Raw genomic sequence first — 19,413 nt, 5'->3', positions numbered from 1 at the left:
ATGAACACTGGATCAAATGAGGTCGCGTTATGAAGTATTCATTAGCTACAATAGAACACGCAGTGGAAACACTTAAAGCCGGTAAAATGGTTATTTTAATGGATGATGAAGATAGGGAAAATGAGGGCGATCTGGTTGTGGCTGCAGAATATGCTACGCCAGAAACAATTAATTTTATGTCTCGTCATGGTTGTGGATTAATCTGCTTGTCTATGGCTGATGAATTGATTGATAAATTACAATTGCCAATGATGGCACAAAATAATAAATCGCCTTATGGTACAGCATTTACTGTATCCATAGAAGCAGCGGAAGGTGTCTCAACGGGGATTTCTGCTAAAGATAGGGCTCAAACAATTAAAGTCGCAATTAATCCTGAGAGTGGACCGAGTGATATCATATCTCCGGGGCATATTTTTCCCTTACGCGCTAGAAAAAAAGGTGTTTTAGAGCGACAAGGTCAAACAGAGGGTAGTGTTGACTTGGCAAAGCTTGCTGGTTTAGCCCCTGCTGCAGTGATTTGTGAAATTATTAATGAAGATGGTACCATGAGTCGCCGTGATGAATTGGTTTCATTTTCCCAAAAACATAATATTCCTCTGGTAACGATTAAAGATTTGATAGAATACCGAATTCGCCACGAGGTTTTGGTCAGCGCTGCTGCTTCAACACGAATTCCTTTGCAAAATAAAGGTGATTTTAATATGACCGTTTTTGCGAACGAACTTGATAATGCAGAACATTTTGCTTTGGTAAAGCCGCCTATCTTTGCGAATCGCGTGCCTTTAGTGCGCATTCATTCAGAATGTATTACCGGTGATATTTTGGGTTCCTGTAAATGCGATTGCGGCAACCAATTGGAAAAATCTTTGGCATTGATTGCTGCTGAAGGTGGTGTTTTAATTTATTTACGCCAGGAAGGACGAGGAATTGGCTTGGCGAATAAGCTAAAAGCATATGCTTTGCAGGAGCAGGGCTGGGATACCGTTGATGCCAATCATCAATTAGGTCTTCCTGTGGACAGTAGAAATTATGCTATTGCCTATCAAATACTCAAATATTTTGGTATTGATGCAATAAGGTTATTAACCAATAATCCTTCAAAAATTGCTGCTGTGGATCGTTATGGAATAAAGGTTATGGAGAGAGTGCCTTTAGAAATAGAGCCTACTAAGGAAAGTCACAGATATTTAAAAACTAAAAAAGAGAAATTAGGACATTTACTAGCGATAAATTAGGGCTAATCCTGATTTATTGTAACCCAAGTATTGTAGCCTGGACTATGCGAAGTCGTAACACAGCTTATAGAGCTCCCTGGGCTTCGCCTCGTTACACCAGGGCTTTCAATATAACTGATTTTCTATTTTTCTATGAACAGTACTTAATTAGCAGGATACAAGGTCAATTATGACAAATTTTATTTTTATTACAGGTGGTGTGGTATCTTCCTTAGGAAAGGGTATTGCAGCTGCTTCGCTTGCTGCAGTGCTTGAGGCGCGTGGCCTTAAAGTAACATTGATTAAGCTTGATCCCTATATTAACGTTGATCCTGGAACTATGAGCCCATTTCAGCATGGTGAGGTTTTTGTGACCAATGATGGCGCAGAAACAGATCTGGACTTGGGACATTATGAGCGTTTTGTAAATACAACAATGACAAAGCGTAATAATTTTACCTCAGGAAAAATTTATGAGAATGTCATTAAAAAAGAAAGAAGAGGCGATTATTTAGGGGGCACAGTTCAGGTAATTCCCCATATTACCAATGAGATCAAGCGATGCATCAAACTAGGTGCCGATGGTTTTGATGTAGCAATGGTTGAAATTGGTGGAACTGTAGGGGATATCGAATCATTACCTTTTCTTGAGGCAATTCGCCAAATGCGCATTGAATTAGGTTCACAAAGAACCTTATTTATTCATCTGACTTTAGTCCCTTATATCGCTACTTCAGGTGAGACAAAAACAAAACCAACCCAGCACTCTGTGAAAGAATTACGCTCCATAGGTATCCAACCTGATATTTTGATTTGTCGTTCGGAAAAAGCATTGCCTATGTCTGATCGCGCTAAAATTGCATTGTTTACCAATGTGGAGAAAGAAGGGGTTATTCCACTGGAAGATGCGCCGAGTATTTATCAGATTCCAAGAGTTTTACATGAGCACGGACTTGATGAAATTGTTGTCAAGAAATTAGGTCTTGAGGTAAAACCTGCCGATTTGAGTGAATGGGATCGCGTGGTGGCAATGCGAGCTGTTCAAACCATGACTGTAAAAATTGCTATGGTAGGTAAGTATATTGAATTGAATGATGCATATAAATCCATTAATGAGGCTTTGCTGCATGCCGGACTTCATACTCAAACTAAAGTTGAAATTGTTTATTTGGATGCCGAATTAATTGAAAAACATGGAGCTTCACTTTTAGAAGGTATCGATGCCATTCTTGTCCCTGGTGGTTTTGGGGAGCGTGGTGTTGAAGGCAAGATTAAAGCAATCCAATATGCCCGAGAACATAAAGTTCCTTTCTTGGGAATTTGTTTGGGAATGCAAACTGCTGTTATTGAATTTGCCAGAAATGTAGTTGGTTTAAAAGAGGCGAACTCCACTGAATTTAATAAAGATACTCCATATCCTGTACTTGGATTAATTAGCGAGTGGATGGATGTTGATGGCTCCAAGCAGCTTCGCGAAGAAAATGGTGATTTAGGTGGTACAATGCGGTTGGGAGCACAATTGTGTCAATTGGAAGAAGGGACGTTAGCGAGGGAGGTCTACGAGAAGCCACAAATTATTGAGCGTCATCGGCACCGCTATGAAGTCAATAATAAATATGTTGAAAGCCTGGTTGAACATGGATTAATTATCTCTGGACGTTCAGCAGATAATTCTTTAGTTGAAATGGTCGAACTATCTGATCATCCCTGGTTCTTGGCATGCCAATTTCATCCAGAATTTACATCAACTCCAAGAGCAAGTCACCCACTTTTTAAACAATTTGTACTTGCTGCTCGAACGAAACATCAAGGGAAGAATCAAGAATGAATTTATGCGGGTTTGAAGTAGGTTTAGATAAACCTTTATTTTTAATAGCGGGACCGTGTGTCATTGAAAGTGAAGAACTGGCCTTGGAAACAGCTGGTTATTTAAAAGAAATATGCAGTCAATTGCAAATTCCTTTTATCTATAAATCCTCGTTTGATAAAGCAAACCGCTCTTCTATATCCAGTTATAGAGGCCCTGGTTTTGAAAAAGGATTGTCCATTTTGGAAAAGGTAAAAAACCAGGTGGGTGTGCCAGTTTTAACTGATGTTCATGAAGACACTCCCTTGCTGGAGGTTTCCAGTGTTGTTGATGTTTTGCAAACTCCGGCTTTTTTATGCAGACAGACTAATTTTATTCAGAAAGTTGCATCAATGAATAAGCCTGTTAATATCAAAAAAGGGCAGTTTCTCGCTCCTTGGGAAATGAAACATGTGATTGCCAAGGCAAAAGCATGTGGTAATGAGCAGATTATGGCTTGTGAGCGAGGTGTCAGTTTTGGGTATAACAATTTGGTTTCAGACATGCGTTCTTTAGCTATTATGCGTGAAACTGGATGTCCGGTTGTTTATGACGCGACGCATTCCGTACAATTGCCTGGAGGAAATAACGGTGTATCAGGAGGACAACGTGAATTCGTTCCTGTCCTTGCGCGTGCTGCAGTAGCTGCAGGTATTTCAGGATTGTTTATGGAAACACACCCTGATCCGGATAATGCTTTGAGTGATGGTCCAAACAGCTGGCCTTTAGCTAAAATGAAGCCTTTACTGGAGTCATTAAAAGGGCTGGATGCAGTATATAAATCTACAGGAGAAATTGAGTAATCAATTTCTCTTAATCTACCATGACATAGGCATTATGAGCTATAATATTGTTAAGGTAAAATTTTTTCGAGAGTGTTATTATGGGAAAGTCTAATAGAAAATGGGAGCAGATTAAAGCAACGGCAGAAAAAGAAGAACTAAATATCGATAAAGAATTATCATATGATCCTATAGATACTCAAAAAGAATTGGATGAAATTGAGCGAATAAATCATGATCCAAACAATACTATGGATGAAATGCGATCTCTTCGTAACACTTTAGTTGGTGCTCCTGTAAGGCTGCCAGCACAAATCTCAGACCAAGAAAATAATTTAGGGGATAACAATACAGCTTTCGAAATTGATGATCCTGCTCCCGAATCCCCGAAAATACCTTAATCATTGTTTATTCTTATTTTGGCCTGTTTTTAATTTCCCGCTATTTTTTAAGTTTTGCAGCCATTTATCTCTATTTTCTTTTTCCATATCGGCTTTCTTAGTCACATAGTGCAAAATATAAATTCCCTGTTCATCTTTTAGGAACATTTCCAATTCATCTTGAACCTGGTTTTGAGGTTTTTCAATCCTTATTTCGAGGATCACCCTGTCTTGCGTATCTTCAAGATAATTCACGATAGGTTCATATCCTAAAGACTTTATATTTTCTACCATGGTATTTGCAAATTGTTTCAAAGTCATTTTTTTCTGTAGGCCAGGGAAAAACTGACTTGTAACTAATTCATTCCAATGATTAATATCATCACCCGCAGGAATGTATTCAATTGTTGTTCCAATTGTATTTTTATTTCCCCAAGCCATTAGCCAAGGACGATCATCAAATACAATTTTTAGTTTTTCAGAGTTTTTTACTTTCGGATCTACAGTCTGCGTATCAGTTTTCGTTGCATCACAATAAAGAACCCCTTTATAGAGGTAGTATTGTACACACTGAGTATCACTTTCCGGGGTTACTTTAACTAAATTGTCTAAAGAAAATGGAGCTCCTGTTGCTATTGAGCTCATCATAATGAAAGTCCCAAGAAATAAAATGGGTTTGCTGATTCGATTCATGATGTGACTGGTTTGGAAGATGTATCTAAAGAATAGCTTAGAAATATGAAATAGCTAAAAACAAATTTAGACTAGGAAAATATGTTTGTAGTGTATCTTAGCATTGTTACATAAGCAGCCTCTCCCATTACAGGGAGAGGAGATGCAAGACTGTTAACTCAGTTCAACCATAGTGGATACAGCATGATAACCTGCATCTACATGTACTACTTCACCGGTGATGCCTGATGCAAGATTAGAACATAAGAATGCAGCAGTATTACCTACTTCCTCAATGGTAACGTTTCTGTGGAGGGGAGTTATACTGGCATAGGCATTTTGAATTTTACGAAAATCTTTAATTCCGGCGGCGGCAAGTGTTTTGATGGGGCCTGCAGATATAGCATTGATACGGATGCCTTTAGAGCCAAGGCTTGATGCTAAATAACGTACAGAGGCTTCTAGACTTGCCTTGGCAACACCCATAACATTATAGTTAGGTACTGCTTTTTCTGCACCATAATATGATAAAGTTAAAAGGGATCCTGCAGTGCCTTCCATCATAGGTAAGGCAGCTTGTGCAAGACCTATCAGACTGTATGCGCTAATGTCATGAGCAATTCTAAAACCTTCACGAGTGCAGGACTCTACGAAGTCTCCACTGATTTGATCTGCCGGAGCATAAGCAACGGAATGGATTAAGATATCCAAATGATCCCAATGCTTGCGGAGATTGGAAAAAAGAGCTTTGATTTCTTCATCATAGGCTACATCGCAGGGAAAGGTTAGTGAGGAATTGAATTCTGCAGCCATTGTTTCCACGCGCTCTTGCAGCCGTACATTTTGATAAGTAAATGCTAATTCGGCTCCTTGCTCATGAAGTGCTTTGGCAATACCATAAGCAATCGATCTATTGCTCGCCAGACCAATAATTAGTGCTTTTTTACCGGCTAAAAATCCCACCATTCTCTCCTCAAATTAATTAGTGTGTGACGCTAACAGTTCACGCATCTTAGCCTGAATCATTTCAATAGCAATCCTGTTTTCTCCTCCACGAGGAATAATGATGTCAGCGTAACGACTGGATGGTTCAATAAACTGCAAGTACATCGGACGTACTGTTGTTTCATACTGATGTACTACCGATTCAAAGGTTCTATGCCTTTCAACCACATCTCTTTTTAAACGTCGGGTTAAACATACGTCTAGAGGCGTAGACATAAAAATTCGAATATCCATTATTTCACGTAATTCTTTATCGCTAAAAAGCAAAATACCTTCAAGAATGATAATGGCATGTTGGCCAACTGTTCTAGTTTCGGGCAGACGCATGTGCTTGGAGTGAGAATAAATTGGGATTTCAACAGGTTTTCCATCTCTTAATTGACGTAAATGTTCGCAAAGCAATGCATGATCAAAAGAATCAGGGTGATCGTAGTTAATTTTTTCTCTTTCAGGGAAAGGCAAATGGCCATTATCTTTATAGTAAGCATCCTCAGAAATAACCACCACTTGTTCTGAGCCGAGCTCATTAACAATAGTATTCGCTAAAAGACTTTTTCCTGATGCAGAGGGGCCAGAAATCCCAATAATTATCGCTTGCTTGTTCATGATGATATCGTTAGAAATTTCGTGCAGATACTAAAGCTTTTTTGTGTTAAATTCAATCTTTATATTAGGCTTTACTTGCAAAACAGCTCATTTTTAGAGTAATAAAACCACCTATTCTTTTAATATAAGTTTAGTCGATTTGATAAGCTAGGACTGAGTAGATCCATAAAACACAGTTGTATTTTTCAGAACTGTGTTTCATTGCCATCAAGAGGGAACTAAACGCCTTATTTAACGTCCCGCAGATGTACCCCACGAACAAGCTGTGGGGGGCGGGAGGTCGGTGGAAGGATATGGATTTTTTACCTAAAGGCATTTTAATTAAACGCTTGTACTACTTCTTGCAAAGGTTGACCCACGGCACCAGATGGATTCTTTATCATAAGAACAGCGGATAAAGTGGGCGCAATATCTGGTGTGTAAGTCGGTCGGAAAATGCGTCGTGCTTTAAAGTCCGGATGGACGAAGAGTAGGGGGACATAGCTGTCGTATTGCCACGGACTGCCATGAGCGACACGATCTTTACTTTTAGTACCATATGATTGATTGGGAGGTTGAATAATATATATATCCCCAGATCGCTCTGGAAAATACATTTTGTTGACTTTAGCGCTAAGCCAGTCTTTTTCTATTTCAGTAATTGGTAATGCATATGCTTTGAATATTCCTGGTTGTCGTGTTAAAGCATAGGCAAGATAATTTTTCACTTCATTAAGTTTCACCTTATGTTGATTTATAACGTGATGATCGAGATATATATAAGGAGGGGTTATCGACATCAGAGTTTGCTCTGGAAGTGCAAATTGGTTTTTTAATGCAGTACGAATGTATTGTTCCACATGAAGGATATTAACGGGCTTGATTTCATGCATATGATGCGCCTTGAGATAAGTTGGACCATCATTAACACCATGATCTGCAGTAAGAACAATAAGGGTGTTTTTGAGTCCGACTTGCTTGTCAATGACTGTAAAAAGATGTGCTAAAGTTTTATCCAATTCTAATAAATTGTCTTCGGACTCAAGGCTATTTGGACCAAATTGATGACCTATCGCATCAACTCCTGAGAAACTAATACCTAAATAATCAGTTTTTTCGGGAGATTGTCCTAATCGTTCTTCTGTTAAAAGATGCTCTGCAAAATCTGCAGTTAATTGGTCGGCCTTAGGAGTTCTAGACAAGGATTTAAAAAACTCAGGGCTTGGAGCTTGTGTTACATGATGTGGAAAAGTTTGACCAAAAAGCTCATCTTCATGATGGAAAACAGGTGAGTTGGCATTTTGATATTCCTCTTTGGCTCGACCAAGAATCCAATCATAGTTTTTCGGATGATAGTTTTCATTCCAATTTTTAACCCATTGAGGATATTGAGTGTAGTAATAAGAACTGGTAATAAAACCACCATTAGTGGTATCGAACCAAAAAGCTTTGCCCGCATGACCTGCAAGGGTTATTGCTGAACGATCTTTCAATGACACCCCAAAGGCACGTCCTTTTTGGGAGAGTATGACCTCGTCGCTTAATGTTGAAGTATATAAGTTCTTAGGAGAACGTCCTGGGATTCTAATGCGTGTGTGAGGGGTATTTAATATATTGGTTTTTAAATCTTCCATACAATAGACTAGTTGTTGTGATTTTCGGTCGTACCAGTCATTATTTATGACGCCATGTAAGGCTGGAAAACTTCCTGTTGCTAGAGTCGCATGCCCTGCACACGTTGTTGTGTTAGCATGTGGATGATGGGTATTATGATAATCAATGGCATGACTTAATAAATAATTAAATCCGTCATTACCAAATTGCTGCTGATGCTGTTGGATTAAATCGCCACGTAATTGATCAATAACCAGTTGAATAACCAATTTTGGTTGATTGATTTGTGCGTTGGCGTTCAAACAGCTTAGAAAAAGAATGAAGTAGATGTATTTTTTCATAACTTACCCTGCGGGACAAATGTGTAAATTAATCAACAGAGCAGTAAAAAGCAATCAAAAAAGGTAAATCTAAAGTTTAATTTCCCATTTCTACAATCTTTTGCATTGACTAAAAATAGAAAAACAGTATCCGATCACTTGCGGATATGTTTAGGAATTGCTCTCTATGTTATTGACTTTAAAGATTAAAAATTAATTAAGCAGTAAAAAGAAAATGCATGACTGGCTTTGCGAATTAGTTTACACTTCCCGTTTGGAGTAAATTTTACTAATCCCGATTCATGGAGTTTAAGGAGAGCAGAAATGGGTTTTCAGTATGTTGACTATGATACATTATCGAAGTATATCAGGGAGAGTATTGCAACTGAATTAAAAAGTCATAAGCTCGATGCAAGAAATTTACCAAAAGCATTACGGACTCTTTCTGTTAGACATCCTGATCGAGCAATCCAGTGTAGGTATTTACTTGCGGTCCTTAACAGCCTTGATAAATCCATTAGCCCAGAAAAAACATGTATACTTAATGCCGCCGCTTTTTATATTCGTGAGCAAATTTTTGATAGTTATCAAGGGACTGTAACTTCATTTTTTTTGTCTCCCGAGAACAGTACTTTATATAATGCATTAACTACTTCACTCAATCTTACTCTAGAAAATTTCCCTGACTCCAAAAATTTGCTCGATATGTATGATGCTCTGAGCAAATTTATGCATGGCCATGTTTATGTAGATTCAGATCCAAGTAAAGGGTATCTGGATTTAAGTAAACAGCTTTTTTCAAGTCAAAAAATTAAGAATTATAAGGTAGAAAAAGTGCTTAAGGACTTGGTTAAAAAAGTAGCAGATTTCAAGTTGGAGCAAATTGAACAGACCCAGTTGAAAGAATCTGATAAAAAAACAAAAAACCGCATAGGTTTGTTTTCAGATAAAATTGTTTCTACCCCCCCCTCTGAGGTTGTTGTAGAGCAGGGATCAGCTAATACATCACCATAATTAGACATACGAAATGTGCAGTCTGAGCGCAGCAAAAAGCAGGATCAAGATTATTTGTTACAGCATCAAACATCCGAGTTCTGCTTGCTGATTTTTCGCCAAGATTCTTAACTGACTATGGCAGGCAGTTGCTGTGCTCATGTTACAAAAGTTTAGAATTATAATTGGAGTTCAGATGCTTTCTGTTGCTCTATCGGGTAGCCTGACATTGTCCAATCGATAATACCACCATCAACCGAATAAACTTCTTGATACCCCAAATCCATCAAAGACTGTGCAGCAAACAAAGATCGCACTCCACCTTTGCAGTGTAAATAAATGGGTTGATTTTTATTGGGGATTGTTTCTGCAATAGATGAGGCAATGTTATCTTTAGGAATATGGAGCGCTCCAGGTATATGAAAATCTTGCCACTCGTCCAATTCACGAACGTCAATTAAACAAAGATTGGGATTATTATCCATCTTTTCTTTTAGTTGATGCACATCGATGGTTTTAATATTAGGATTGATCATAGCGAACCTCTCTGATTGTCGGTCTTGTAAGGGTGGAGTGGTGGAGCAGCCAATAAATTGTTGCCGTGATCACACCGCCTATTAACGTTGCAAATGCCCAGGTAGCAGCAGAAACTAAAACTGGTTTTTGTCCCATTCGATTCATATTTCCTGCATCATGGGCGACAGCACCAGCAAAAATCAAATGTAAAATACCATTGATGAGCATCATGATATACAAAAAAGTTTGTATTTGCGTTGAAAATTGTTGTACTAGCTCATTGATCATGAATAAAGTTCCTTCAGTTTTGTTAATGGACTTCTTCGGAAACTCTTCTGCAGAAGAGGGTTTTCCGGAGAGGTCTAATCAATGTTAGTTGAACATTTAAGCTCAACAAAACTTATTCCGTTAGCAATATCATGCAATTAAAGATTATATTGAGCATAAAAATCTAACCTGCAATATAATAACAGAAAATCAATAAGATCTTTTATTTCTGTGTTAACCTCGGTAACATCGTCGAAAAGAATAAAAAAGAGAGTAAGCATGAATGTTCATGAGATCCCTGTTCCTCATTTGACCACAGCACATTCTGGACCATTATTTCATGTGGAAAAAATTGTTTTAAATCAGATAGCAGCTATTGAGGCCTGGTTCAGGCACCAATGGAAAGAAACTCCTCCGCCATTAACTTCTTCGGTTGATTTGCGGCATGCTGGATTTAAGCTAGCGCCTGTAGATACTAATCTATTTCCAGCTGGATTTAATAATTTGAATCCGGAGTTTCTTCCATTATGTATTCAAGCCGCACAATCGGTATTAATTGATTATGTTCCTGACTGTACCAGAATTCTACTGATTCCCGAAAGCCATACCAGAAATAAGTTTTATCTAAAAAGTCTTAACGTACTAAGAACTATTTTTACAAGAGCTGGATTTGTAGTTCGTATCGGTAGCTTAGATCCTGAGCTTAAAGAACCTACCGAAATTGTTCTTGACGGTGGGGAGGTGCTCTTATTAGAGCCTATACAACGGCAGGGAGATAGAGTAGGTCTGGCTAATTTCAATCCATGCTTCCTTATGCTGAATAATGACTTGTCCCATGGGGTTCCTGAAATTTTACAAGGAATACAGCAAAAAATAAGACCTACTGCCCAGTTGGGTTGGTTTTCGCGATTAAAATCCAACCATTTTAATTTTTATGATGAGATCGCTACAGAGTTTTCTGAGTTGGTTGGAATGGATTCTTGGATGATCAATCCTTATTTTAGTGCCCTGGAGGGGTTGGATTTTATGGCTCAGGAGGGTATAGACAGGTTAGCAGTCGAAGTAGAGAAAATTCTCACTTTAATGAACGATAAATATGCGACCTATGGAATCAAGGAGAAGCCATTTGTAGTTATTAAAGCCGATAATGGCACTTATGGCATGAGCGTAATGATGGTACATGAGGCTGAAGAAGTACGCCAGTTAAATAGAAAGCAACGTACTAAAATGTCAGCCAGTAAAGGCGGCCGCAAAGTAGATAGGGTAATTATCCAGGAGGGTGTATATACTTTTGAAACGATGCCAAATGGTTCTGTTGCTGAGCCCGTAGTTTATATGATTGGCCAATTTGTAGTAGGTGGATTTTATAGAGTCCACCAAGAGCGGGGCATTGATGAAAATCTGAATGCGCCAGGTATGCACTTTGAACCTTTAGCCTTTGCTCAGGCGTGTAATATGCCTTGTGATGATTTAACTGAATTGGATGAGTCTAATCGATTTTATGTTTATGGCGTTATTGCTCGATTGGCTGCGCTTGCCGCGGCAAGGGAAATTGCAGCTATTGGGGGTGAATAATGAAACTTGCAGTGTTGCTGGACCCTTTACACCAACTGAAGCCCTACAAAGATACAACTCTGGCTATGATTAAGAGAGCACAAGAACTCGGTTGGTCTTGTGTTGTCTTTACCCAAGAGGATTTATTCTGCAGGGAAGGGCGCGCTTTTGCACAAGTTTATGATTTAAGCATAGGCGATCTACACAGTAAGGATTGGGCGACAGTTAAAGACTTATCTGAAAAACCTTTAGGTGAGTTTGACATCATTCTGATGCGTAAGGACCCCCCTTTTAATACAGAGTACATTTATACCACATATTTTCTGGAACTTGCAGAGCGTGAAGGGGTTCTCGTAGCGAACAAGCCCCAAAGTTTACGGGATGCCAATGAGAAATTTTTTACTTTAAATTTTCCTCAGTGCTGCCCAACAACACTGGTTTCGCGAAATATAAAGCGACTGAGGTTTTTTTGGGAAGAGCACAAACAAGTAATTTTTAAGCCAATGGAAGGAATGGGTGGAAACTCTATATTTCATGTTGAGGAACAAGGGAAAAACTTGGCGGTTATTTTGGAGGTCCTAACTAAAAATCAGACGCAAACCATTATTGCTCAGCGGTATATACATGAAATAAAAAAATCCGGTGATAAACGTATTTTATTAATTAACGGTGAGCCAGTCCCTTATGCATTGGCACGCATTCCTGCAGAAGGAGATTTGCGAGGTAATTTATCCGCAGGTGCACGGGGTGAAGTGGTACCCATCACCGAAAGAGACCGATGGATTTGCGAACAAATAGCACCAACTCTCAAGGCAAAAGGTTTATATTTTGTTGGTATTGATGTGATTGGCGATTATTTAACGGAAATTAATGTGACAAGTCCAACGTGTCTTCGAGAAATAGAGGCAGAAACGCAACTTGATATTGCTGGTGATTTTTTACATTGTCTTGAGAAAATACGTCGTGCTTAACTTAAAATACTTTTTATAGGAAATTAAAGAAGTAATAACAAGATTCATCACAAAACGTTCATTACGTTCAGTCTGCAAACGGCACCGTTAAATTAAATTTACCTGCTTGGCTCGATTCATCAAGCGAGGTGAATTATCTTGAAGTAGGCGTAGAAGGTGGAAGGTTGCTAAGAAGAAGGCAAACTTTCGGGAAGTGGGTCGTCATATGGGAACAAGACGAGCAGAAATTGTTTTGTTCTTTGGTGCAACAAATGTTTCAAAGAGTCCTGAGCCTACACATAATGCAACTATGATACCGGTGCAGGGAGAGCTTAGCACATTGCATCATTAAATAATTAAAGCAATCTAAGGTAGATCAATAAATTTTCTCTCATCTGTAAAGCAAGTTTCTTAAACAAGAAATGCATGCTTAATTTTTGAACCAAACATGTATAACATTGTAATCGTCGTACATTTTATTCTGAAGCGATAGCAATTCCCGTGATGGCGAAGAGATACTTATGCCTCAGAGAGTGGATGTTTTTAATACCACAAGGCTTCATCCGAATTCTAACCATAGTTCTGTATCAATAATGTATCGTCTAAGGTAGAAAAAATAGTACATAATCCACTTATAAAATTTTAATGGAGTTAAAATTGATGACGATACTCGATGTGTTAAAAAAAATGTATTTAATGAAAGACATCATACAAGAAAGTTTTAATCCACGGAGTGAGCTTTTTTCTTTCATACAAAGCTATCAAGATAAAAAGTTAATCTTGGCCTTTTCCAGCCATTTCAGATTCTTGTTAACAAGGACTCATCCAATTTTTGATACAGATGCTAATAATCATCTAACAACACGCTTTGCATTATACCTTGAAGCCTTTATGAAGTTAACTCAAGGTAATTTAAAGCCGATGCTGAACTATCTTGAGAAATACAAAGATGTTACGTTATTTTTATGTAGTAATTGGGGAATACTTGAAAAACTTTATTATGAATATAAGAGTTCAGGGAAAGATATTATCTTACTTGAGGAGTATTCACTTTTATTAGATGAGGATTATAAGGTCATCAGAGTGGAGCTTCAAAATGGAGTTGAACGGATTAATGAACCCATTAAGAAAGAATATTTATATGGATTTTTTCATAAAATAACGGAGAATAAAGAAGTTTTTTTTGGAAAAAACCAACAAGAGCGCGAAGAATTTATAGAGATAATGGGTTCTTTTTTCTCATCTTTTCATATTTGATTAATTCCATTAATCACCATAAAAAAGCTATTAATTAAAACGAACTTCATTAACAAATATTGGATCAAAGTCGTAGAAGTTCAAGCAGCTTGTCTGCTTGAACCCAGGAGACTATCTACATTTTACTCATCAACATAATCACTACCAGTTTCTGCAGCAGCTTCCTGATCCGCTTTTTTATCATCAACATACAAAGATCCAGTATCTGGTTGGGTACCGGTGATAAGATGATTACGATATTGTAGGTATGCATCTCTCATAAAGGCATATTTATCCAAAGCCTCATCCATTATGCGATCAGTATCTAACAATTGAGCACGTAAATCTACCGCACGCACAGCGAGTAGGCTGTAAACTACAGCATCTTCCTTAATGTAAACATAGGGACTGTACAATGCAAATTGGAATAACCATCCTGCTCCATCTCGAAGAGTACTTGGACCCAACAACGGAAGAACCAAGTAGGGAGAGTTTTTATCGCCCCATTTGGCTAATGTAAGTCCTAAATCATTAGAATGAGGAGGCAAACCAAAGGTTTTGGCTACATCAAATAAGCCGCCTACACCTAAAGAGGAGTTAATAATGAATCGCCATGAGTCGCGAATTGCCCACTTTCCTTCAGCTTGTAGAAGATCATTTCCTACAGTTGGAATAAGATCTAAGTTGTAATAAAAATTATTGATACTTTTACGAACAGGCGCTGGTAAGACGGCTCGATATACTTTTGCGGAGGGTCTTAAAATTACATTATCTAAGGCAGTATTAAATTTATATACTTTTCGGTTAAAAGGTTCAAAAGGATCGATGGGATTAGTTCCCTTACTAACACAACCAGTTAAAGCGATACTACTGGTAAAACTAATAACTATTGAAATTAATCGCATGATTTTTTTTATTATTTAACTTAATGAAAGATGTTACACGAGTTTGGTGTTCTTGCAAACAATCATGGAGAGGGCGTCACTTTTTCATTATTCTTTATTCATGCTGCCTTACTCATGACTTGCTCGCGAGGTGTCCCTGGAAGGGCTTAAAAATTTTTTTCCTACGAGGGGTTTTAAGTAAGCAATTGAATGATGGCTCAATACATCTTGCAAGGTTTAATATCAGAATTTTAACAAAAAAGTCACGGGGCCATCATTGCACAAATGAACCTGCATATCGGCACCAAAACATCCACTTTGAGTCTGGGGATATAATTGACCAGCTCGCGTCAGGAGTTTGTCAAATAATTGTCGACCCAATTCGGGTGGTGCCGCATTTGAAAAACTGGGGCGCAATCCCTTTTGAGTTTCGGCCATTAAAGTAAATTGGGGTACTAATAATAAACCACCTTGAACTTCTTTAAGACTTAAATTCATTTTACCTTGACTGTCGCCAAAAATACGATAATTGACGCACTTATCCAACATTTTATTGATATTATGTTCTGTATCATCTGGTTCAAATCCACAGAGTACCAAAAGCCCCTGATCTATTTTTCCAACTGTTTCACCATCAATATCTACTCGGGCTTCTGTTACTCTTTGAATTACAATCAACATGCATCAAGTCCCTGTTTGGAAATTTCTTTACTCGCATAAATAAGGGCATCAATGATACCCGACTCTCTATCCGAATGCCCCGCATCACGAACTATTCTTAAATTGGAGGCCGGTATTGCTTGATGAAGCTCAAATGCACCAGCTAGTGGAGAAATTAAATCAAAACGGCCGTGTACGATATAAGTCGGGATGTGTCTTATTTTATTGACATTAGCTATTACTTGATTTTCTTCAATGAAAAAATGATTGTTGATGTAATAAGACTCCAATGTTGCAAGAGCGAGAGCAAAATGAGGGTCACTGAATTGATCAATTACGTATAAATGAGGTTGCAAACTGCTGCAACGCGCTTCCCATAATGCCCATGATTTTGCTGCACTCATGCGCGCCACTTCATTAGGGCCTTGCAGGCAATTGGCATAATATTTGGGAATTTGATCCAGCATGTTTTCAGGGACATTACAAATAAATTCTTGCCAATAATCAGGATAAACCAGGCTGGCACCATGCTTATAAAACCAATCAAAATCTTGTTGTCTTCCTAAAAAAATTTGATGCAGTTGTAAGGCCTTAATTTGTTGAGGGAATTTCTGAGCATAAAGTAATGCAAGCAAAGAACCCCAGCCTCCTCCAGACAATACAAACTCAGATAACCCTAAAAAATCTCTGATGGCATCGATATCATCCAATAATAAACTGGTGGTATTTTCGCGAATTTCCAGATGAGGAGTAGAGCGCCCGCATCCGCGTTGATCAAAGAGTATAATCCGATAATGCTGTGGGTCAAAAAAACGTCTAAGGTAACCATCCCCAGAAGAGGATCCTGGGCCTGAATGTAATACCATAACAGGAAGCCCCTCTGGATTTCCTGTTTCCTCAATATAGAGTGTATGCAGTTCACTGACTTTTAATTCATGCTGCGCATAAGGTTTAATTGATGGATAGAGCGAGTGCATTTTAGTCCTTTTAGGAAGTTATGTTTTTAGCATATTGTGTTATTTTGCGCTGGGAAGCGTTCGAAAGCAATAAGTATTCGTTTTTAAAACAAGGTTTATACTTATAGTGAGTATAGCCCCAATTTTCTTTTGCTTGCGGGAGAGTGGGATCTATTAATAGAATACAGCATCTATTTTTCCTGGAATTTATTTATGACTCTTGCTGCAATTCTTAAAGGATTGAATGAACGACAACGTGAAGCAGTTACTTCACCGCTCGGTAATACGCTGGTCCTCGCTGGGGCTGGTAGTGGTAAAACGAAAGTTTTAGTCAGTCGGATAGCCTGGCTAATTGAAGAAGAGCATATGTCGCCGCATGGAATACTTGCAGTTACTTTTACTAATAAGGCTGCTGGTGAAATGAGGGCACGATTGAACAGTATCTTAAGTACTCCTGTTTTGGGATTATGGGTTGGAACTTTTCATGGACTGTGTCATCGCTTACTTCGCAGACATTATAGGGAAGCTAATTTACCTGAACTATTTCATATTCTAGATTCTGAGGATCAAGCACGTTTGATCAAGCGAGTAATTGGCTCATTAAATCTTGATGCAGAGCAATGGCCAGTAAAACAGGCCCAATCCTTTATTAATGGACGCAAGGATGAAGGGATACGACCTCATCACGTTCATACATTGCCTTATGGACCAGGTAAAACATTGCTCAACATTTATAGTGCGTATGAGCAAGCTTGTCAGACAGCGGGAGTGATTGATTTTGCGGAATTATTATTGCGAACCCACGAGTTATTGCGAGATAACCCAGAGATTCTTGCCCATTATCGTCAACGTTTTCAAGCAATATTGGTCGATGAATTTCAGGATACCAATACCATTCAGTATGCATGGATACGTCTCCTTGCTGGTGAGAACGCTGCTGTTTTGGCGGTAGGCGATGATGATCAATCCATTTATGGTTGGCGTGGAGCCAAGGTGGAGAATATTCAGCAATTTTCTCAAGACTTTACAAATACACAAATTATTCGATTGGAACAAAATTATCGTTCAACAGCAACGATACTCGACGCAGCAAATGCATTAATTACGCATAATAATTCACGGATGGGGAAAGACTTGTGGACAGATGGAGCCACCGGAGAAAAAATTCTGGTCTACAGTGCTTTTAACGAGCTTGATGAAGCGCGTTTTGTTTGTGAACGAATTATGATGGAAATCAATCAGGGCATAAGTGCTGATGAAATTGCTATTTTATATCGATCCAATGCTCAATCCAGGGTTTTAGAGGAAGCGTTGTTACGCGCGGGAATTGCTTATCGTATTTATGGTGGTGTACGTTTCTTTGACCGTGCGGAAGTAAAAGATGCTTTGGCTTATTTACGCTTATTAGTAAATCCCGATGATGATACTGCTTTTGATCGCATCGTTAATTTTCCCACTCGAGGTATTGGTGAAAAAACGCTTGATGATCTGCGCCATTATGCCAAATCAGAACAATGCTCATTATGGCATGCCGCCAAAACATTATTACAATCAGGAGAAATGGCGCAACGGGCAGGTACTGCACTATCAAAATTCATAGAGTTAATCGAACAGCTGCAACATGGTACAGCAGCAATGGAACTGGACGAGCAATTATCGCTAGTGATTCAGTTGAGTGGCTTGTATGCTCATTTCAGCAAAATCAAAGGGGACAAGTCAGAATCTCGTCTTGATAACTTACAAGAATTAATTAATGCGGCAAAACAATTCCGCTATGAGCAAGAGGAAGAAGAGGAAATCCCTTTAGTGAATGCATTTTTAGCACATGCCTCTTTGGAAGCTGGAGAAATGCAGGCAGGAGAACATGAGCGTTACGTACACTTGATGACCCTACATGCTGCTAAGGGTCTTGAGTTCCCCATCGTATTTTTAGTAGGTATGGAAGAGGGGATATTTCCAGGAAAACAGTCATTAGAAGAGCCTGGACGTTTGGAGGAAGAGCGTCGGTTATGTTATGTGGGCATGACACGTGCCATGCGCAAGCTAGTTTTATCGTATGCTGAAATAAGGCGACAATACGGGCGAGAAGAATATCATCGACCCTCACGGTTCTTAAGGGAATTACCTCAGGAATTACTTGATGAGATTCGTGTCAAGGCGAAATTTCAAGCACCAGCTATATCACGAAACAAACCTTCTATTGTTCCCGAAACTTCGGGATTATCATTGGGCCAAAGTGTGACACATGCAAAGTTTGGTCAAGGAGTTGTCCTGGCAGTAGAAGGTAGTGGAGCCCACACACGTGTTCAAGTGAAGTTTAGTGAGCATGGTGTAAAATGGCTTGTTTTAGCTTATGCAAATTTAGCTGTTGAGATCTAATAACTTGCAGCAAAGTTGGGTTTGGGCTTTTAACCCGGAATCGAGATGAGTGAATCTCATAGTCCAGAGCTCCGCTGCTTGCATCCAGGTCACTGAATTCAAAAATAAGTAAAAGAACTGACACCCAAGCCGTTATTACAACGGCTTGGTACGATTTAAATGTAGGGCTAATAATCAACACGCCCGTAGTGTCTCCTGCCAGGAAGCGAAAGGCATTGAGATCGGATGAGACGCCGCCAAAGGAAATAGTGAATGGATAATTAACCCTATTTGTTGTTTGTGTTAATCCCCAAACCGAATTTACTTGTGCATAACTGCGAATACTGACAGAACTTCTTTGATCTAAAGCCGCGAGTTTCACCACAGTATTGCTGCTGCCAATAGCGTTTTGGAAGCCAACGACTTCAAATTGATTTTGCTGATTCAGCAGGACACTAAGATAGCCATCTACACTACCACTTTTTTGAATCAGTGTGACCGGAATTAGAAATGTGGTTTCACTAGGATTACTTGGAGTTGCATTATCTGGGATAAACAATACAGGCACTCTATTTAATAATGGCCAACTATTTAAGTAAGGAGTTTTGGGAAACTAAT

The 19,413-nt window shown here is 38.8% G+C and carries 19 protein-coding genes; 9 read left to right on the top strand and 10 right to left on the bottom strand.

Going from position 1 to position 19,413, the window contains the following annotated elements; translation table 11 throughout:
• Positions 1-29: 29 nt before the first annotated feature.
• The 4 genes from Lpar_RS15400 to Lpar_RS15385 all read left to right on the top strand — a co-directional run bounded on the left by Lpar_RS15400 (position 30) and on the right by Lpar_RS15385 (position 4,246).
• Positions 30-1,238, top strand: a complete 1,209-nt coding sequence (locus Lpar_RS15400) for a bifunctional 3,4-dihydroxy-2-butanone-4-phosphate synthase/GTP cyclohydrolase II (protein WP_058518756.1) — start codon at positions 30-32, stop codon at positions 1,236-1,238.
• Between the two features lie 169 nt (positions 1,239-1,407).
• Complete coding sequence (locus Lpar_RS15395; protein WP_058518755.1) at positions 1,408-3,045, top strand: CTP synthase; 1,638 nt, start codon at positions 1,408-1,410, stop codon at positions 3,043-3,045.
• Positions 3,042-3,866 (top strand): 3-deoxy-8-phosphooctulonate synthase, encoded by an 825-nt coding sequence (gene kdsA, locus Lpar_RS15390; RefSeq protein ID WP_058518754.1) that lies wholly within the window; start codon positions 3,042-3,044, stop codon positions 3,864-3,866. The genes Lpar_RS15395 and kdsA overlap by 4 nt, the downstream gene beginning before the upstream one ends.
• 80 nt (positions 3,867-3,946) lie before the next feature.
• Entirely contained in the window at positions 3,947-4,246 is a 300-nt protein-coding gene (locus Lpar_RS15385; RefSeq protein WP_058518753.1) for a hypothetical protein, read from the top strand.
• Here the strand turns inward: Lpar_RS15385 and Lpar_RS15380 are convergent, their stop codons facing one another.
• From Lpar_RS15380 to Lpar_RS15365, 4 genes are all read right to left on the bottom strand, one after another.
• Positions 4,247-4,873: a hypothetical protein gene (locus Lpar_RS15380; RefSeq protein WP_058518752.1), complete on the bottom strand. Its 627-nt coding sequence runs from the start codon at positions 4,871-4,873 to the stop codon at positions 4,247-4,249.
• 198 nt (positions 4,874-5,071) lie between these two features.
• Positions 5,072-5,863 (bottom strand): enoyl-ACP reductase FabI, encoded by a 792-nt coding sequence (locus Lpar_RS15375; protein ID WP_115341226.1) that lies wholly within the window; start codon positions 5,861-5,863, stop codon positions 5,072-5,074.
• A gap of 12 nt (positions 5,864-5,875) precedes the next feature.
• Entirely contained in the window at positions 5,876-6,508 is a 633-nt protein-coding gene (udk, locus tag Lpar_RS15370; protein WP_058518751.1) for a uridine kinase, read from the bottom strand.
• A gap of 317 nt (positions 6,509-6,825) precedes the next feature.
• Complete coding sequence (locus Lpar_RS15365) at positions 6,826-8,442, bottom strand: alkaline phosphatase family protein (protein WP_058518750.1); 1,617 nt, start codon at positions 8,440-8,442, stop codon at positions 6,826-6,828.
• A gap of 303 nt (positions 8,443-8,745) precedes the next feature.
• Between Lpar_RS15365 and Lpar_RS15360 the strand changes: the two genes are divergently transcribed.
• A complete protein-coding gene (locus Lpar_RS15360; protein ID WP_058518749.1) occupies positions 8,746-9,435 on the top strand; it encodes a hypothetical protein in 690 nt (229 codons plus the stop codon).
• Positions 9,436-9,593: 158 nt separating this feature from the next.
• On the opposite strand, the gene Lpar_RS15355 is transcribed toward Lpar_RS15360, so the two are convergent.
• Positions 9,594-9,950 (bottom strand): rhodanese-like domain-containing protein, encoded by a 357-nt coding sequence (locus Lpar_RS15355; protein WP_058518748.1) that lies wholly within the window; start codon positions 9,948-9,950, stop codon positions 9,594-9,596.
• Complete coding sequence (locus Lpar_RS15350; RefSeq protein WP_058518747.1) at positions 9,937-10,218, bottom strand: hypothetical protein; 282 nt, start codon at positions 10,216-10,218, stop codon at positions 9,937-9,939. The genes Lpar_RS15355 and Lpar_RS15350 overlap by 14 nt, the downstream gene beginning before the upstream one ends.
• A gap of 258 nt (positions 10,219-10,476) precedes the next feature.
• On the opposite strand from Lpar_RS15350, the gene gshA reads away from it, so the two are divergent.
• The 3 genes from gshA (at position 10,477) to Lpar_RS15335 (ending at position 13,958) form a co-directional block, all read left to right on the top strand.
• The gene (gshA, locus tag Lpar_RS15345; RefSeq protein ID WP_058518746.1) at positions 10,477-11,772 is read left to right on the top strand and encodes a glutamate--cysteine ligase; all 1,296 of its coding nucleotides are present in this window, start codon (positions 10,477-10,479) and stop codon (positions 11,770-11,772) included.
• On the top strand, positions 11,772-12,722 hold the full coding sequence (gshB, locus tag Lpar_RS15340) for a glutathione synthase (RefSeq protein ID WP_058518745.1): 951 nt from the start codon (positions 11,772-11,774) through the stop codon (positions 12,720-12,722). The genes gshA and gshB overlap by 1 nt, the downstream gene beginning before the upstream one ends.
• 675 nt (positions 12,723-13,397) lie before the next feature.
• Positions 13,398-13,958 carry a hypothetical protein gene (locus Lpar_RS15335; protein ID WP_133133916.1) on the top strand — a complete coding sequence of 187 codons (561 nt, stop codon included), beginning with the start codon at positions 13,398-13,400 and terminating at the stop codon, positions 13,956-13,958.
• 122 nt (positions 13,959-14,080) lie between these two features.
• Here the strand turns inward: Lpar_RS15335 and Lpar_RS15330 are convergent, their stop codons facing one another.
• The 3 genes from Lpar_RS15330 to pip all read right to left on the bottom strand — a co-directional run bounded on the left by Lpar_RS15330 (position 14,081) and on the right by pip (position 16,458).
• Positions 14,081-14,842, bottom strand: coding sequence for an MlaA family lipoprotein (locus tag Lpar_RS15330; protein ID WP_058518743.1), 762 nt, complete (start codon positions 14,840-14,842; stop codon positions 14,081-14,083).
• A gap of 222 nt (positions 14,843-15,064) precedes the next feature.
• Positions 15,065-15,502 carry a D-aminoacyl-tRNA deacylase gene (dtd, locus tag Lpar_RS15325; protein ID WP_058518742.1) on the bottom strand — a complete coding sequence of 146 codons (438 nt, stop codon included), beginning with the start codon at positions 15,500-15,502 and terminating at the stop codon, positions 15,065-15,067.
• Positions 15,496-16,458 carry a prolyl aminopeptidase gene (pip, locus tag Lpar_RS15320; protein WP_058518741.1) on the bottom strand — a complete coding sequence of 321 codons (963 nt, stop codon included), beginning with the start codon at positions 16,456-16,458 and terminating at the stop codon, positions 15,496-15,498. Before pip ends, dtd begins: the two co-directional genes overlap by 7 nt.
• A 192-nt stretch (positions 16,459-16,650) precedes the next feature.
• Here pip and uvrD point away from each other — a divergent pair, with 192 nt between their 5' ends.
• The gene (gene uvrD / locus Lpar_RS15315) at positions 16,651-18,816 is read left to right on the top strand and encodes a DNA helicase II (RefSeq protein ID WP_058518740.1); all 2,166 of its coding nucleotides are present in this window, start codon (positions 16,651-16,653) and stop codon (positions 18,814-18,816) included.
• Here the strand turns inward: uvrD and Lpar_RS15310 are convergent.
• Positions 18,755-19,354, bottom strand: coding sequence for a hypothetical protein (locus Lpar_RS15310; RefSeq protein WP_058518739.1), 600 nt, complete (start codon positions 19,352-19,354; stop codon positions 18,755-18,757). The two genes, uvrD and Lpar_RS15310, sit on opposite strands and share 62 nt — an antisense overlap.
• Positions 19,355-19,413: the final 59 nt, after the last annotated feature.

This window comes from Legionella parisiensis (assembly GCF_001467945.1).
GTDB classification, from domain to species: Bacteria; Pseudomonadota; Gammaproteobacteria; order Legionellales; family Legionellaceae; genus Legionella; species Legionella parisiensis.
The sequence above is the reverse complement of the archived record's forward strand: the minus strand, read 5'-3'. Positions and strand labels throughout refer to the sequence as shown.

Excerpts from the sequence above, each read along its gene's own strand:
- Lpar_RS15365 (WP_058518750.1), bottom strand. The coding sequence starts at position 8,442 with ATGAAAAAATACATCTACTTCATTCTTTTTCTAAGCTGTTTGAACGCC.
- Lpar_RS15330 (WP_058518743.1), bottom strand. The coding sequence starts at position 14,842 with ATGCGATTAATTTCAATAGTTATTAGTTTTACCAGTAGTATCGCTTTA.
- udk (WP_058518751.1), bottom strand. The coding sequence starts at position 6,508 with ATGAACAAGCAAGCGATAATTATTGGGATTTCTGGCCCCTCTGCATCA.
- dtd (WP_058518742.1), bottom strand. The coding sequence starts at position 15,502 with ATGTTGATTGTAATTCAAAGAGTAACAGAAGCCCGAGTAGATATTGAT.
- Lpar_RS15380 (WP_058518752.1), bottom strand. The coding sequence starts at position 4,873 with ATGATGAGCTCAATAGCAACAGGAGCTCCATTTTCTTTAGACAATTTA.
- gshB (WP_058518745.1), top strand. The coding sequence starts at position 11,772 with ATGAAACTTGCAGTGTTGCTGGACCCTTTACACCAACTGAAGCCCTAC.
- Lpar_RS15335 (WP_133133916.1), top strand. The coding sequence starts at position 13,398 with ATGAAAGACATCATACAAGAAAGTTTTAATCCACGGAGTGAGCTTTTT.
- pip (WP_058518741.1), bottom strand. The coding sequence starts at position 16,458 with ATGCACTCGCTCTATCCATCAATTAAACCTTATGCGCAGCATGAATTA.
- Lpar_RS15395 (WP_058518755.1), top strand. The coding sequence starts at position 1,408 with ATGACAAATTTTATTTTTATTACAGGTGGTGTGGTATCTTCCTTAGGA.
- Lpar_RS15385 (WP_058518753.1), top strand. The coding sequence starts at position 3,947 with ATGGGAAAGTCTAATAGAAAATGGGAGCAGATTAAAGCAACGGCAGAA.
- Lpar_RS15360 (WP_058518749.1), top strand. The coding sequence starts at position 8,746 with ATGGGTTTTCAGTATGTTGACTATGATACATTATCGAAGTATATCAGG.
- Lpar_RS15355 (WP_058518748.1), bottom strand. The coding sequence starts at position 9,950 with ATGATCAATCCTAATATTAAAACCATCGATGTGCATCAACTAAAAGAA.
- uvrD (WP_058518740.1), top strand. The coding sequence starts at position 16,651 with ATGACTCTTGCTGCAATTCTTAAAGGATTGAATGAACGACAACGTGAA.
- Lpar_RS15375 (WP_115341226.1), bottom strand. The coding sequence starts at position 5,863 with ATGGTGGGATTTTTAGCCGGTAAAAAAGCACTAATTATTGGTCTGGCG.
- Lpar_RS15400 (WP_058518756.1), top strand. The coding sequence starts at position 30 with ATGAAGTATTCATTAGCTACAATAGAACACGCAGTGGAAACACTTAAA.
- Lpar_RS15350 (WP_058518747.1), bottom strand. The coding sequence starts at position 10,218 with ATGATCAATGAGCTAGTACAACAATTTTCAACGCAAATACAAACTTTT.
- gshA (WP_058518746.1), top strand. The coding sequence starts at position 10,477 with ATGAATGTTCATGAGATCCCTGTTCCTCATTTGACCACAGCACATTCT.
- kdsA (WP_058518754.1), top strand. The coding sequence starts at position 3,042 with ATGAATTTATGCGGGTTTGAAGTAGGTTTAGATAAACCTTTATTTTTA.